The 14,565-nt window shown below is 70.9% G+C and carries 11 protein-coding genes; 6 read left to right on the top strand and 5 right to left on the bottom strand.

All coding sequences use genetic code 11. The annotated features are described in order from the left end of the window. The first annotated feature begins 128 nt into the window (after positions 1-128). From rny to TBR22_RS09550, 5 genes are all read left to right on the top strand, one after another. Positions 129-1,724, top strand: a complete 1,596-nt coding sequence (rny, locus tag TBR22_RS09570) for a ribonuclease Y (protein ID WP_239492749.1) — start codon at positions 129-131, stop codon at positions 1,722-1,724. Between the two features lie 2 nt (positions 1,725-1,726). Then, positions 1,727-2,866, top strand: a complete 1,140-nt coding sequence (gene thiL, locus TBR22_RS09565; RefSeq protein WP_239492748.1) for a thiamine-phosphate kinase — start codon at positions 1,727-1,729, stop codon at positions 2,864-2,866. Then, entirely contained in the window at positions 2,866-3,501 is a 636-nt protein-coding gene (locus TBR22_RS09560) for a 3D domain-containing protein (protein WP_239492747.1), read from the top strand. Before thiL ends, TBR22_RS09560 begins: the two co-directional genes overlap by 1 nt. Next, positions 3,501-4,259, top strand: coding sequence for a bifunctional 2-polyprenyl-6-hydroxyphenol methylase/3-demethylubiquinol 3-O-methyltransferase UbiG (locus TBR22_RS09555; RefSeq protein WP_239492746.1), 759 nt, complete (start codon positions 3,501-3,503; stop codon positions 4,257-4,259). The genes TBR22_RS09560 and TBR22_RS09555 overlap by 1 nt, the downstream gene beginning before the upstream one ends. A 177-nt stretch (positions 4,260-4,436) precedes the next feature. Then, the gene (locus TBR22_RS09550; RefSeq protein WP_239492745.1) at positions 4,437-5,528 is read left to right on the top strand and encodes a response regulator; all 1,092 of its coding nucleotides are present in this window, start codon (positions 4,437-4,439) and stop codon (positions 5,526-5,528) included. 106 nt (positions 5,529-5,634) lie between these two features. On the opposite strand, the gene TBR22_RS09545 is transcribed toward TBR22_RS09550, so the two are convergent. From TBR22_RS09545 to TBR22_RS09525, 5 genes are all read right to left on the bottom strand, one after another. Further along, positions 5,635-8,256 (bottom strand): ADOP family duplicated permease, encoded by a 2,622-nt coding sequence (locus tag TBR22_RS09545; protein ID WP_239492744.1) that lies wholly within the window; start codon positions 8,254-8,256, stop codon positions 5,635-5,637. Between the two features lie 10 nt (positions 8,257-8,266). After that, a complete protein-coding gene (locus TBR22_RS09540; RefSeq protein ID WP_239492743.1) occupies positions 8,267-8,596 on the bottom strand; it encodes a PadR family transcriptional regulator in 330 nt (109 codons plus the stop codon). 139 nt (positions 8,597-8,735) lie between these two features. Then, positions 8,736-9,728: an ADP-glyceromanno-heptose 6-epimerase gene (gene rfaD / locus TBR22_RS09535; RefSeq protein ID WP_239492742.1), complete on the bottom strand. Its 993-nt coding sequence runs from the start codon at positions 9,726-9,728 to the stop codon at positions 8,736-8,738. After that, positions 9,729-11,603: an ABC transporter ATP-binding protein gene (locus tag TBR22_RS09530; RefSeq protein WP_239492741.1), complete on the bottom strand. Its 1,875-nt coding sequence runs from the start codon at positions 11,601-11,603 to the stop codon at positions 9,729-9,731. It abuts the gene before it with no gap. Then, positions 11,603-13,360: an ABC transporter ATP-binding protein gene (locus TBR22_RS09525; RefSeq protein WP_239492740.1), complete on the bottom strand. Its 1,758-nt coding sequence runs from the start codon at positions 13,358-13,360 to the stop codon at positions 11,603-11,605. Before TBR22_RS09525 ends, TBR22_RS09530 begins: the two co-directional genes overlap by 1 nt. Before the next feature lie 266 nt (positions 13,361-13,626). On the opposite strand from TBR22_RS09525, the gene TBR22_RS09520 reads away from it, so the two are divergent. Beyond that, positions 13,627-14,457, top strand: a complete 831-nt coding sequence (locus TBR22_RS09520; protein WP_239492739.1) for a hypothetical protein — start codon at positions 13,627-13,629, stop codon at positions 14,455-14,457. Positions 14,458-14,565: the final 108 nt, after the last annotated feature.

Below are 14,565 nucleotides of genomic sequence, written 5' to 3'. Positions count from 1 at the left end.
GACAACGCCCCACCGGCGCGTCCGGTCGGGTGGGACCGAACGGCTGCACGCGGTCCAGTCCCCTTACTCGGTGAGCAGTAGTCTAGGCTTGCCTTGGCGCGGGGGTTCGGGCCACAGTCGAGCCACCCATGGGCCAGTGGACCACCCTCGAACTGCTCGGACTGGCGCTCGACGCCCTGGCCGCTCTCGCCGTCATGGCGTGGGTCGCGTGGGCCCGCAAGCGCCTGAAGGCCGACACCAGCCACGCCCGCGAGCAGGCCGCCCAGATCCTCGCCAGCGCCGAGCGCGAGGCCGAATCACGCCGCAAGGAAGCCGAACTGGCCGGCAAGGAACGCGCGCATGCCCTGCTGCTCGAGGCCGAGCGCAGCGCGCGCGAGCTGCACGAGGCCGCGCGGACGGCCGAGCAACACGCCGCCGAGCAACTGCGGGTCGCCAGCGAACGCACCGCCACGCTGATCCAGCGTGAACAGGATCTGAGCCGCCGCCACGACGAGGCCCAGCAGCGGCAGGCGGCCCAGGCCGCCATCGAGCAACAGGTCCGGGCCCGGCTCGCCCAGGCCGACGAGCGGCACGCCGAGGCCATGAAGGAATTGCAGCGGGTCTCCGGGCTCACCGCCGACGAGGCCAAGGCCGAACTCCTGCGGCACGTCGAGCACGACGCGCGCCGCGACGCCGCGCACCTGATCAAGCGCCTCGAGGCCGAGGCCCGCGAGCAGGCCGGCGCACGGGCCCGCCAGATCATCACCGAGGCCATCCAGCGCAGTGCCGCCGAGCACGCCATCGAGACGACCGTGTCGGTGGTCGACCTGCCCAGCGACGACATGAAGGGCCGCATCATCGGCCGCGAGGGCCGCAACATCCGCGCCCTCGAGCAGGCCACCGGCGTCGAGCTCATCGTCGACGACACGCCCGGCGCGATCATCCTGTCGAGTTTCGACCCCTTTCGTCGCGAGGTGGCCCGGCAGTCCATCGAGAAGCTGATTGCCGACGGCCGGATCCATCCGGCGCGCATCGAGGAGGTCGTCGACAAGGTGCGCAGCGAGCTCGAGGACGCGGTGCGCCGCGACGGCGAGGCGGCGGCCTTCGAGCTCGGTCTCCACGACGTGCATCCGGAGCTCCTGCGTCTGATGGGGCGCCTCAAGTTCCGCACCAGCTACGGCCAGAACGTCCTCAGTCACAGCAAGGAGGTCGCGTTCCTCGCCGGTGTGATGGCTCGCGAGCTCGGGCTCGACGCGCACGTGAGCGTACGCGCCGCCTTCCTGCACGACGTCGGCAAGGCGGTCGATCGCGAGATGGAGGGCACCCACCTCGAGATCGGCCTCGACCTGCTGCGCAAGCACGGCGAGCGTCCGTCGGTGATCGATGCCGTGGCCGCGCACCACATGGACATCGACTGGCCGTCACTCGAGGCGATGATCGTGCAGGCCGCCGACGCGATTTCGGCGGCCCGTCCGGGTGCGAGGCGCGACATCCTCGAGTCGTACGTCAAGCGCCTCGAGAAGCTCGAGGACATCGCGTCGAGCTTCAAGGGGGTGGCGCGCTCCTTCGCGCTGCAGGCCGGCCGCGAGATCCGCATCCTGGTGCAGAGCGAGCAGGTGTCCGACGAGGATGCCGTGTGGCTCTCCAAGGACATCGCGCGCCGCATCGAGAACGAGCTCGAGTACCCCGGCCAGATCAAGGTCACGGTCATCCGGGAGACCCGCGCCGTGGAGATCGCCCGCTGACCATGGATCGCCAGGTGCCCCCGGGGTGGGACCACGCCCCGTCGGCGACGTGCGCGCAGGTTGGCGAGCACGCGCTGATCCGCTGGATCACGGGTCGGCTCGCGGCCCCCGCGTCTGCCGACCTCCTCGTCGACGTCGGCGACGATGCAGCGGTCGTCAGGCCGCGGCGCAACCACGTCGACGTGCTGACGACGGACGTCATGGTCGACGGGGTCCATTTCAGCCGCGCGTTCAGCGACGCGCGCGACGTCGGGCACCGCGCCCTGCACGTGAACCTGAGCGACGTCGCGGCGATGGGCGCCGAGCCCCGTTGGGCCCTGCTCTCGCTGGGACTGCCGGGCGACCTCGAGGCCCGCTGGGTGGCCGACCTCGTCGACGGACTTGTCGAGGCCGCCGAGGCCATGCGCGTGCGCCTCATCGGCGGCAACATCTCGCGGTCCCCGGCCCTGTTCGTCGACGTCACCGTGAGCGGCACGGCCAAGCCGCGCCACGTGCTCCGGCGCAGCGGCGCGCGGGTGGGCGACGAGCTGTACGTCAGCGGTGAGGTCGGCGCCGCAGCTGCCGGCCTCGCCTGGCTGCAGCTGGCTGGCGGCGGCGCTCCCCTCCGACTGCTCGCGGGGCACACGAGTCCCGACGCCCCGACAACGGGTTCCCCCGATGGGGCCGGGTCTCAGGAAGGGGTCGTGCCCGCCGAGCTCGAGCTGGCCGTCACGCGGTACCGCCGGCCGGAGGCACGGGTCGCCCTCGGCGTGCAGGTCGGCCGTAACAAGGCCGCCTCGGCCTGCATGGACACGAGCGACGGCCTTGCCGACGCCCTCCGCCAACTGGCCGCGGCCAGCGGCGTGGGCATGCGAATCGAGGCCGCAGCCCTGCCCTGCTCCCCCGCCATCGCGCCGGTGGCCGCCGCCACGGGCGCCGACCCGGAGGTGCTCGCCTGGTCGGGCGGCGAGGATTACGAGTTGGTGTTCGCCGTGCCTCGACGCAGCCGCCGCCGTTTCATGCACGCGACGACACGCAAGGGCCTGCCGCCGGTGACCCGGATTGGCGTCTGCACCAGGGACGCCGATGTCTGTATCGTGGAGGCCGACGGACGCGTGCGTCCCGTTCCCGGGGGGTTCGAGCACTTCGGAGGGCGCGACTAGTGCTCCTCACCCGCTCGCTGCGCCGTCGCATCGTCGTCGCGGCGGCCGCCGCCCTCGGTTTCGTGCTGCTGTACGAGAGTCCGATCTTCGACTCGGAGTACATGCCGAGCGCCTTCCGGCGCACGCGTGGCACGGCGCCCGTCATGCAGCCCGGGCCGCCGGACCCACAGGACGTCGCCTCGCCGGCGCCTGGCCTGCGCCTGCGGTTCCGCGCCACGGCGTATTGCAAGGGGACCACCACCGCGTCTGGCGCCGGGATCCAGACGGGCATCGCCGCGGCCGACCCCGACCTGCTGCCCGTCGGCTCGGTCATTCGCGTCGAGGGCCTGAGCCCCCGCTACAACGGCATCTACACGATCCTCGACACGGGGCCGCGCGTGAAGGGCCGGCAGATCGACGTCTACATGTGGAACTGCAACGAGGCGCTCTCGTTCGGCCGTCGGACGATCGGCCTGCAGGTCATTCGCCTCGGCTGGAATCCGCGAACCAGCACGCCCGACCGGGTCAGGCAGGAGTTCCGCCGCCGCGAGGCGCAGGCCGACGCCCCCGACGCGCCCGCCGCCGGCAGCAAGGCGCCGGAGGCGACATCCGGATCCCAGTCCTCTTCCGCGCCGCCGCCGGTGCCCAAGTCCTGATGGATCTCCTCCTCGAAGCCACCCGTCGCGCCGAGCGCGAGCACTTCTGGTTCAAGGGCTTCCGCGCGTTCGTCGCTCCCCTGGTGGCCCGCGCCGCGGCCGCGCATCCGCCCCTCCGCCTGCTGGATTGCGGGTGTGGCACGGGGGTGAACCTGCCGCTGCTGGCGCAGCACGGGACCGCGTTCGGATTCGACCTGACGTGGACCGGCCTGAAGTTCGCCAAGGACCACGGCACTCGTCGCCTCGCGCAGGCGAGCGTGGTGCAGGTGCCCTTTCGCGACGGGGCCTTCGACCTCGTGACGTGCTTCGACGTGCTGCAGTGCCTCGCGCCGGAGGTCGGCCGGACGGTGCTGGCGGAGTTCCACCGGATCCTCGCGCCTGGCGGCCATCTGGTGATGAACGTCGCGGCGCTCGAGGCGCTGCGGGGCGATCACGCCGTGCTGGCCGAGGAGGCCCACCGCTATGAGCGCGGCGAACTGCACGGGATGGTGGAGGCCGCCGGCTTCCACGTGGAGCGGCTCACCTTCACCAACGCCTCGCTCTTCCCGCTGATGTTCGGGTCGCGCTGGTGGCAGAGGCGACGTGGCCTCAAGCCCGCCGAGGAAGCGCACGGCGAGATCAGCATCCCGCCAGCGCCGGTCAACCACGCGCTCACGGCCCTGCTCAAGGGGGAGGCGGCGCTCGTGCGCCGACTCGACATGCCCATCGGGAGTTCATTGCTCCTGCTGGCGCAGAAGCGCGCCGCGTCGCAGCCGTGAGGTAAACGGACGCGCTCGCTCGTCCGTAGTCGAGGCACAATCACCAGACCGGGCCGGCGCCCGGCCAGCCCGATGGACTCCCACCAACAGGACGAGCCGCCCGCCGCGGCGAACGGCAACGACGGCACCAGGCCCTGCCCACAGCGGCTCGACAGCGTCGCCGCGCTCGCTTCAGGCATGGCCCATGACCTGAACAACGCGTTCACGCCGTTGCTGATGGTCACCGACATGCTTCGCCCGCACGTGCACGACGCGGCCGGCCTGGGCCTGCTCGCGCTCCTCGAGGACAGCGTGCAGCGCGGGGCGGCGGTGGTCCGGCAGGTGATGGCCTTCAGTCGCGGGCTGCAGGGCCAGCGCACCCGCGTGCACGTCGGGCACATCGCGCAGGTCCTCGAGCGCCGGTTGCAGGATCTCCACGGCCAGGCACCGGGCTTCACGCTGCTCCTGCAGGACGACCTGTGGGCGGTGCGAGCCGACCCGGCGCTGCTCCACGAACTGTTGTGGCACCTGTGCTCGCGGGCGCTGGACGCGCAGCCGGTCGGCGGGCACGTGACCGTCACGATCAGGAACGTCACCCACGACGCCCCCCTCGCCGGCGTGACCGGCGAGATCCCGGCCGGCGATTACGTGGTCATCGCGCTGCGCGACAGCGGGCTACCGGTGTCGGGCAGGGTTCTGGCCAGGATCGCGGCCGGCGAGCCCCACGGCGCAGAGGATCAATGGTTGGCCCGCGTACTCGCCATCACGAGCAGCCACGACGGTTTCCTGCGTGTCGAGGGCGAGGAGGCGGGCAAGCGGACCCTGAAGATCCTGCTGCCGATCGCCGAGCCGCGCGATCTCGCATCGTGGCACGACCCGGAACCCGGGGCCGACCTGGAGGGCCGGGGCGAGCTGGTGCTGGTGGTCGACGATGAGGACGCGGTGCGCCTGACGATCGCCCACACCCTGGAGCGCCACGGCTACCTGACGATGCAGGCGGCCGACGGTGGCCGCGCCGTCACCCTGTACGGCGAGCACCGACATGACGTCGCGCTGGTGATCGTCGATCTCGCGATGCCCGACCTCGGCGGCTGGGCGACGATCGCCGCGCTTCGCAAGCTCGAGCCAGAGGTGCGCCTCGTGGCCTCGACGGGCGACGCGGCCGGGGGGCACCGGGCCACCGGCGCGCACCTCGGCGTGCGTCACGTCATCAAGAAGCCCTACACCGTCGAGGCGTTGCTACGGACCGTGCGCCAGGCCCTCGACGCTCCATCACCATCGGCGGACTGAGGCCTCACGGCTTGCTGCTCACGGCCTGGGAAGGCCGGGGCGTCGCGGGTGGGCGTCGACATCCGGCCAACGCCTGGACGGCCCCCTCGAACGGTGCGACGCACGGTCACGCGTCGCGCACGGCGCGCAGCGGGTCGACACGCGCCGCGCGGAGGGCCGGCAAGCCCGCCGCGAGCAGCGCCACCGCCGTCATCACCACGAGCACGGCCAGTTGCGCCGTGAGGTCGCGTCCGCTGGTGCCGAACAGCAGGTGCTCGGCCTGCCTGGCGGTCCACCACGCCGCGGGCAGTCCCAGGGCGAACGCCGCCGCACAGAGCCGGAACGCGTCGCGCAGCACCAGCTGTCTCACTGACCGAGGCGAGGCCCCCAGCGCCAACCGGATGCCGATCTCACGCCGCCGCGTGGAGACGCTGCTGGCCAGCACGCCGTACGTGCCAATCGCGCCGAGGAGCAGCACGACGCCGCCGAACGCCGACAGCAGCGAGAGCAGGGCACTGGTGCCTGCCAGCGAGGCATCGACAAGGCCCCGCAAGGGGCCCAGCTTGCTGACGGGTACGTCGGGATGGGTGGCGCGCACCACCTGGCGCAGCTCACGCCCCACCTGCAGCCACGGCGCCGACGACTCGACGAACACCGTCAGGTCGCGCGGCACGTCCTGGCCGTAGGGCACGTGGAAAGCCAGGGGCGCGTCGGCCGCGAGTCCGGCATGCCGGACGTCGCCGACCACGCCCACCACCCGACGCCAGGTGGGCTGCCACACGTAGCGAATCCGCTTGCCGATCGGATCCTGGCCCGGCCAGTACCGCCGGACGAAGGCCTCGTTGACCAGCACGACGAGGTCGCCCGAGGACGCGTCGGCCTCGACGAAGTCGCGCCCGCGCAGGACTGGCTGATCGACGGCGTCGAGGTAGCCGGGCGTGGTCACGAGGCGCGAGGCCGTGTGCGCCGGTGCGCCGGGCGCCACTGGATGCCCTTCGATGTCGATGGCGAACGCGAGCGGACCCGCATCGAGTGGGGCGGCGCTGGCAAACCCGACCGCCGACACCTGTGGCAGGCCGGCCAGGCGGTCCCTGACGTTCGCATAGAAGGTGGCGCACGCCGCGTCGTCGGCACAGGCGGCGCGATCCGGCGTCAGCAGGGCCGAGACCACGTCGCCGGCGTCGAAGCCCGGCGAGACGCGCGCGAGGTTCCAGAGCGAGCGCGAGAGCAGCACGCTGCCGCTCACCAGCACCACCGCGGACGCCAGTTGTGCCACCACCAGCGCCTTGACCACGACCTGCCGGCCGGCAGTGGTCGCCACGCCACCGTCGTTGGTCTTCAGGAACGGGAGCAGGTCGATACGCGCGATGCGCCAGGCCGGCAACAGGCCGAACACGAGTCCGGTCAGCAGGGTGAAGCCGAGGCACCCGAGCCACGCGCGGACGTCGAGGGACGGCGCGGCGAGGCGAGGCATGTCGGGCGGCAGCCACGCCTGCAACGCGGTCAATGCCACATGGGCGACGCCCCAGCCGAGCAGGCCTCCACACATCCAGAGTGCGAGCGTCTCGGTCAGCAGCTGTCGCGCGAGTCGTCGGCTCGACGCGCCGATCGCGGCGCGCAGCGCGAACTCGCGTTCGCGCACCACGGCGCGCGCGAGCACGAGCGTCGCGACGTTGGCGCAGGCAGTCAGGAGCAGCAGGCCGACGGCCAGGCCGAGGAGGAGCAGGCGCTGGCGGACATCGCCGACGAGGCTCTCGAGGAGGGGCAAGGCGGCGATCTCCGCGCCGAACACGTCAGGCATGCGCCACGGGTAGCTGTCGCGGATGATCGGTGCCATGCGGCGGAGGTCGCCGGTCGCGGCCTGGACGCCGCCGCCGTCACGCACGCGCGCCAGGAACTGGTAGTAGCTGCTGCCCCACAACTCCGGCGGTGGAAGCCCGCGTGTCGTCGCCGGCAGGACCACGTCGGGGTCGGCGAGCGGCCCGAGTGCGCCGGCCGGCAGCACGCCCACCACTTCACGCGTGGTGCCGTCGATTCGCACGCTCTGCCCGACGATGTCGTCCCGGCCGGCGAAGCGACGCTGCCAGAGGCCATGCGCGAGCAGCACGACGGGGGCCGAGCGGCCGTCCATGTCGTCCGGCGTGAACGAGCGGCCGAGGCGCGGCGCGATGCCGAGCATCGGCAGGACGCCCGCCGAGATGCGACTGGCGCGCAGGCGCTGCGGCTCGGCGATGGCGCCCAGGTTGACTTCGATCTCCGGCTGCAGGATCCCCACCTCGGCAAGGACGGTCGTGTTGGCCGCGATCACGTCCAGGGCGCCAGGCGCCACGACCTGGTCGGCACGCACGAGCCGATCGGCCGCCGGGAACGGCAGCGGTCGCAACAGCACGGCGTCGATGACGGTGAACATCGCCGTGGCGCTGCCGATGCCGAGTGCCAGCGTGAGCACGGCGGCCACCATCGTGCCCGGCGCGCGCAGCGCGGCCCGCCACCCGGCGCGGACGTCGCGCAACGCATCCCCCCACAGCCGCACGCCCCTGGCGTCGCGGCACTGCTCGGCGACGACGTCGGGCGAGCCGAACTCGCGACGCGCGCGGGTGCGGGCCTCGGCCGAATCCAGCCCCTGCTCCACATAGGCGGCGACCTGCGCCTCGAGGTGGAAGGCGATCTCGTCGGCCAGGTCCTGCTCGGCACGTGCGCCGCCGAGCAATGCCCGCAGGCGGTATCGAAGACGGGTCAGCAGCCGCATCGGCGGACTCCTAGGTGGTGCGGACGACCAGGGCGATCGCGGCCGACAGACGCTCCCATTGGGCGGTCTCCTCGGCGACGCGGCGACGACCGGCTCGCGTCAGGGCGTAGTACTTGGCGCGGCGACGGTTCTCGCTCTCGCCCCAGGTCGACGTGATCCAGCCCTGTTCCTCGAGCTTGTGGAGCGCCGGGTACAAGGAGCCCTGCTGGACCTGCAACACCTCGTCGGACAACTGGCGGATGCGGTGGCCGATGGCCCAGCCGTGCATCGACTCGAGCTGCAACACGCGAAGGATGAGCAGATCGAGCATGCCCTGCAGCATGTCGGGCGGACGACTCATGGACGCTCCTCTAGGTTACCGAGAGGAGCAGGGTACACCACTCCCCTCGGTTACCGAAAGGACGGCGCCGGGGCTCGGAAGGTTCCACCGACGCGCCGACCCGGGGGGCCGCCCTCAGTGAGCCGCCGGCCGCGGCAGCTCACTCGTCGCCGAGGTGTCGGCCGGGCACGAGGTAGTCGCGCACGTACTCGGTGACGGCCTGGGCCAGCGGCGTGGGCGCCGCGTCGTACCCGGCCGCGCGCAGCCGCGAGACGTCGGCCAGGGTGTGGTACTGGTACGTCGCCCGCAGCGTCTCGGGCATGTCCACGAAGGTGATGCGCTCGGGCCGTCCGAGCGCGGTGAACATCGGACGCACGAGGTCGAGCCACGTGCGCGCCTGTCCCGTCCCCATGTTGAAGAGGCCGCTCGCGCCGTGCGCCGCGACGTGGAGCGTCATGTCCACCACGTCCTTGACGTACACGAAATCGCGCTGCTGCTCGCCATCGCGGTAGTCGGGACGGTGACTGCGGAACAGGCGGATCTCGCCGTCGGCGAGGATCTGCGCGTACGCCTTGTGCACCACCGACCGCATCTCGCCCTTGTGGTCCTCGTTGGGGCCGAACACGTTGAAGAAGCGCAGCCCCGCGACCCGGCCGAGCAGGCCCTCGTCGCGCGCCCACCGATCGAACAGCAGCTTCGAGTAGCCGTACATGTTCAGCGGCCGCAGCGCCTCGATCGACGCCGGGTCGTCGTCCATGCCGGCCGCGCCGTCGCCGTAGGTCGCCGCCGACGAGGCGTACACGAAGGCCGAGCCGCGGCCCAGTGCCCAGCGGCACAGGTCCTTGCTGAACTCGTAGTTGTTCCGGGCGAGATAGGCCGCGTCCTGCTCGGTGGTCGCCGAGCAGGCGCCCATGTGCAGCACGAGGTCGAAGGCGCCGAGGGCGCCAGACTCGAGTCGCGGCAGCAGGTCGCCGGCCTCGAGGTAGTCCTCGAACCGCAGCGCGCGCAGGTTGCGCCACTTCGGGCCGGTGCCGAGGTGGTCGGCGATGACGATGCGCGAGGTGCCGCGCGCGTTGAGGCCCCACACGAGGGCCGATCCGATGAAGCCCGCGCCGCCGGTGACCAGCACGCGTGCACGTCCGAGGTCGATCATTCAGGTTCCCTGCGGGGCCGGCATGTGCCCCTGATACTGCAACTCGTACAACCGATGATAGATCCCGCGAAGGGCCAGCAGCTCCTGGTGCGTCCCGGCCTCGCGCAATTCGCCGCGGTGGAGCACCAGGATGCGGTCCATGTCCTGGATGGTCGACAGGCGGTGCGCGATGGCAATGGTGGTGCGGCCCGCCATCAGCACGTGCAGCGCATCGCGGATCAGGTTCTCGGTCTCGGTGTCGACGCTCGACGTGGCCTCGTCGAGGATCAGGATCTGCGGATCGAAGGCCAGCGCGCGGGCGAACGAGAGCAGTTGCTTCTGCCCGACCGACAGCGTGGCGCCGCGCTCGGCTACCGGGGTGTCGTAGCCCTGCGGCAGGTCGCGGATGAACACGTCGGCGTGCACCGCCTCCGCGGCGGCGCGCACCCGTGCGTCGCTGATGTCGTCGCGCCCCAGCCGGATGTTGCCGGCGATGGTGCCCGAGAACAGGTACACGTCCTGCAGGACCAGCGCGAAGTGCGATCGCAGGTCGGCCAGCGTCATCTCGCGCAGGTCCCGGCCGTCGAGCGTGATGCGGCCGCTGGTCACGTCGTAGAACCGCAGCAGCAGGTTGATCAGCGTGCTCTTGCCCGACCCGGTGGCGCCGACGATCCCGATCCGCTGCCCCGGCTCCACGGTGAACGACACGTGCTTCAGGACGTCCACGCCGGGGTTGTAGGCAAACGACACGTCGTCCACCACGATGCGGCCCGCGCCGAGCGCGGGCCGGTCGGCGGCCTTCGACCTTGGGCCTTGGGCAATCGAGGGCGCGACACCCCCTTCTTCCCTGGCGTTTGTCAAGGCCGAAGGCCCAGGGCCCAAGGCCCCGGAATCGCTGATGCGGACCGGCGTGTCCAGCAGCCCGAACAGCCGTTCTGACGACGCCATCGCCGCCTGCAGCAGGTTGAACTTCTCGGACATGTCCGAGATGGGCCGGAAGAAGCGCTGCGCGTACTGGGTGAAGGCGACCAGGGTGCCGATGGTGAGCGTGCCGCCCAGCACCCAGCCGCCGCCGAACCAGAGGATCAGCGCCGTCGACAGGGCGCCGATCAACTCGATGGCCGGGTAGAAGACCGCGTAGTAGTAGATCGACCGCAGGTTGGCGTCGCGGTGCTCGCCGTTGACCCGCTGGAACTCCTCGAAGGCCCGGCCCTCGCGGCGGAACAACTGCACGGTCGCCATCCCCGTGAGGTTCTCCTGCAGGAACGCGTTCAGCCGCGACACCCACGTCCGCACCTCACGGTACGACTCGCGCACGTTGCGGCGGAACCACTGCGTCACCATCAGGATCAGGGGCAGCACGCAGAACGTCAGCAGCGCCAGCCGCCAGTCGAGCGAGACCAGCACGGCGATGATGCCGCACAGCGACAGCAGGTCGCCGAACACCGACACCACGCCCGACGTGAACAGGTCGTTGATCGCGTCGACGTCGCTGGTCACGCGCGTCATGAGGCGACCGACCGGGTTGCGGTCGTAGTAGGCGAGATCGAGGCGCTGCAGGTGGTCGTAGACCTGCCGCCGCAGGTCGTACATGATCCGCTGCCCCAGCATCTGCAGCGTCGTCGTCTGCACGAACTCGGCGACGAACGCGCCGATCAGGGTCCCCAGGTACAGGAGCGCGACAACGCCGACGCCACGCAGGTCCCCCGTCGCGATGTGCTGGTCGATGGCGCGCTTGACGAGCACCGGCTGCGCCAGCTGGAAGCCGACGCCGACGATGATCGCGGCCAGCGCCAGGAGCGCGCGGCCCCAGTACGGCCGCAGGTAGCCGATCAGCCGGCGCATCAGCCGGCTGTCGTACGCCTTGCCGAGGATCTCGTCGTCGTGGGCAGCCATCAGGAGGTCGCCAGCTCCGCCTCGAGCTGCTGTTGCCGCACGAGCTCGGCGTAGGGCCCGCCCGCCTGCGCGAGGGTGGCGTGGGTGCCGCGCTCGACGATGCGCCCCTCGTCGAGCACGATGATCAGGTCGGCGTGACGCACCGCGGAGATGCGGTGGGCCACGATGATCGTCGTGCGGTCGGCGGTGACCTCGCGCAGCCGCGTGAGGATCTCCTCCTCCGTGTACGTGTCCACGGCCGACAGCGCGTCGTCGAACACCAGGACCGGGGCGTCGGTCATCAGCGCACGCGCGATGGCGGTGCGCTGCTTCTGCCCGCCCGACAGCGTCAGGCCGCGCTCGCCGACGCGCGTCGCGTAGCCGTCGGCAAACTGCGCCACGTCCTTGTCGAGGCGCGCAATCGCAGCGACCTCCTCCACGCGCCGCCGCGTCGCCTCGCCGGGCGCCGACATCGAGCCGAAGGTGATGTTCTCCTCCAGCGACGCACTGAAGAGGAAGGTCTCCTGCGGCACGAACGCGATGGCGCCTCGCAGGTCGCCCAGCCGCACCTCGCGGACATCGTGGCCGTCGAGGAAGACCGTGCCCGGCGGCGGGTCGTATTGCCGGACGAGCAGGTGCACCAGCGTGGACTTGCCGGTGCCCGTTCCCCCGACGATGGCGAGGGTGGAGCCGGCCGGCACGTGCAGGTCGATTTCGTGCAGCACGGCGGGCCCCGTGGCGTACGCGAAGGTGAGGTCGCGCACCCGCAGGTCACCGCGCACGGGTCGGGGCAACGGACGCGCCGAGGGGGCGTCGACGATCGAGGGAGCGGTATCGAGCACGTCGAGCATGCGCTGCCACGACGCGGTGCCGCGCTGGATCAGGTTGGTGACCCATCCGAACGCAATGAGCGGCCACGCCAGCTGGCCGAGGTAGCCGTTGAAGGCGACGAACTCGCCGAGCGTCAGGTCGCCCCGGATCACCTTTTGCCCGCCGAGGTACAGGAACGCGACGATCGCCAGGCCGAAGCCGAGCGTCATGCTCGGGTAGAAGCAGGCCTGCAGCAGGATGAGCGTCCGGTTGCGCGCGACGTACTCGTCGTTGGCCGCCAGGAACTTGCGCCGCTCGGCGTCCTCCTGCCCGTACGCGCGCACGACCCGGACGCCGGCGAGCGACTCCTGGGCGATGGCGCTGATTTCGGACAGCTGTGCCTGGATGCGCTGGAAGCGGTGGTGGATGGCCTGCCCGAACTGCTTGACCATCAGCGACACCAGCGGCAGGCCGGTCACCAGCATGAGCGTGAGCCACGGGTCGAGCGACAGCATCATGCCGATGGCCGCGACCGCCAGCACGCCCGTCGAGACGGCGTACATCGCGGCGGGGCCGACCATCATGCGGACGGCGCCGAGGTCGGCCGACGCACGCGACATGAGGTCGCCGGTGCGTGCCGTGTCGAAGTACGCCCGTGGCAGGCGCTGCAACTGCGCGAAGAAGTCGTTGCGGAGGTCGTACTCGATCTCGCGCGACGCGCCGACGATGAGCCGGCGCATGAAGTAGCGGAACAGCCCGCCCCCGGCCGAGATGGCGAGCACGGCCGCCGCATACCCGCCGATCTTGGCGTGGGTCACCCCGGCCGTCAGGTCATCGACGGCGTACTTCAGCACCCAGGGCGTGAGCAGGGTGAAGAGGTTGGAGAAGACGGCGCACGTCAGTCCCAGGGCGATGGGGCGCCGGTAACGGCCGAGATACGGTCCCAACCGGCGCAAGGCGGAGAACACTGCTTGATTATAGGGAGTCCGAGGTTCCTGGTCGGGGCGTGTGGCCGCAGAGGTAGCCGTCGACCTCGGTCGACGGTCAGTGATGATTCGAAACCCGTCTGACTGCCGGCCAAGGCCGGCAGCTACATCCAAGGCCGGCAGCTACATCCCAAGGCCGGCAGCTACATCCCAAGGCCGGCGAGCGACAGCCGAAGGCCGGGGACGACATCAGGAAGGTCGGTGGCGCCCCCTACAGAAGCCAGATTGAACGTCCGATAGGGGTGGCTATGAAGGTGCGACGACTCTTCGCGATGCCGGCCGGGGTGGCCCTGGCGTGGATCCTGGCGACAAGCACGGCCCTGGCGCAGTACACCCCCCTCGGGCGGCCGCAATCCAATGCGGCGACCGGCGAGAAGTACAACGTCGAGATCGCCTATGGGGTCTGGAATCCCACGCCGGAGATCGTCTTCTCCAGCGAGCAGTTCGGCATCCTCGGCAGCGACATCAACCTGTCGGAGGACCTCGACGTGCTCAAGGCCAAGTTCCAGGCCTTCCGCCTCGTGCTGCGGCCGGGCCGCAAGCACAAGTTCCGGGGCGAGTACATCCCGATCAGGTACGACGTCGACACGGTGCTGCGTCGCAACCTGATCTTCAACGGCGTGCTCTACCCGGTCGGCCTGCCCATCCAGGGCGAGTTCAAGTGGAACGCCTGGCGGGCCGGATACGAATACGACTTCATCTACCGCGACCGTGGGTTCCTCGGCTTCCTCATCGAGGCCAAGTACACCGACGTGCGCGCCGAGTTGACGACGCCGATCACCAGCGAGTACGCGGAAGCCAAGGCGCCGATCCCGGCGATCGGCCTCGTGGGACGCGGATACATCCTCCCCAACCTCGCCATCGGCGGCGAGTTCTCGGCGTTCCGGCTGCCCGAGAACGAGGACCGCGACTACTCGGGCCGGTACTACGACTTCGACGCGTACGCGACCTTCAACTTCACCAACAACCTCGGCGTGACGGGCGGGTATCGTCGGCTGACGCTGGGCTACCAGGTGGACAACGACTTCGGCGACTTCATCATGAACGGCTACTACCTGATGGGCGTGGCGCGCTTCTAGGACCGGCGGCTTCGGGCCCGAGGCTCAGGGCTCAGGGCTCAGAAGGCGTACCCTCCTCCCCAGTCCTGACGCCCACCGTCGGACGAGACCGACGGCTACGTCCGGGCA

It is taken from the genome of Luteitalea sp. TBR-22, from assembly GCF_016865485.1.
GTDB lineage: Bacteria > Acidobacteriota > Vicinamibacteria > Vicinamibacterales > Vicinamibacteraceae > Luteitalea.
The sequence above is the reverse complement of the archived record's forward strand: the minus strand, read 5'-3'. Positions and strand labels throughout refer to the sequence as shown.

Bases quoted from the DNA above. Each gene is read 5' to 3' on its own strand.
- rny (WP_239492749.1), top strand. From the start codon at position 129: ATGGGCCAGTGGACCACCCTCGAACTGCTCGGACTGGCGCTCGACGCC.
- thiL (WP_239492748.1), top strand. From the start codon at position 1,727: ATGGATCGCCAGGTGCCCCCGGGGTGGGACCACGCCCCGTCGGCGACG.
- TBR22_RS09555 (WP_239492746.1), top strand. From the start codon at position 3,501: ATGGATCTCCTCCTCGAAGCCACCCGTCGCGCCGAGCGCGAGCACTTC.
- TBR22_RS09550 (WP_239492745.1), top strand. From the start codon at position 4,437: ATGGCCCATGACCTGAACAACGCGTTCACGCCGTTGCTGATGGTCACC.
- TBR22_RS09545 (WP_239492744.1), bottom strand. From the start codon at position 8,256: ATGCGGCTGCTGACCCGTCTTCGATACCGCCTGCGGGCATTGCTCGGC.
- TBR22_RS09540 (WP_239492743.1), bottom strand. From the start codon at position 8,596: ATGAGTCGTCCGCCCGACATGCTGCAGGGCATGCTCGATCTGCTCATC.
- rfaD (WP_239492742.1), bottom strand. From the start codon at position 9,728: ATGATCGACCTCGGACGTGCACGCGTGCTGGTCACCGGCGGCGCGGGC.
- TBR22_RS09530 (WP_239492741.1), bottom strand. From the start codon at position 11,603: ATGGCTGCCCACGACGACGAGATCCTCGGCAAGGCGTACGACAGCCGG.
- TBR22_RS09520 (WP_239492739.1), top strand. From the start codon at position 13,627: ATGAAGGTGCGACGACTCTTCGCGATGCCGGCCGGGGTGGCCCTGGCG.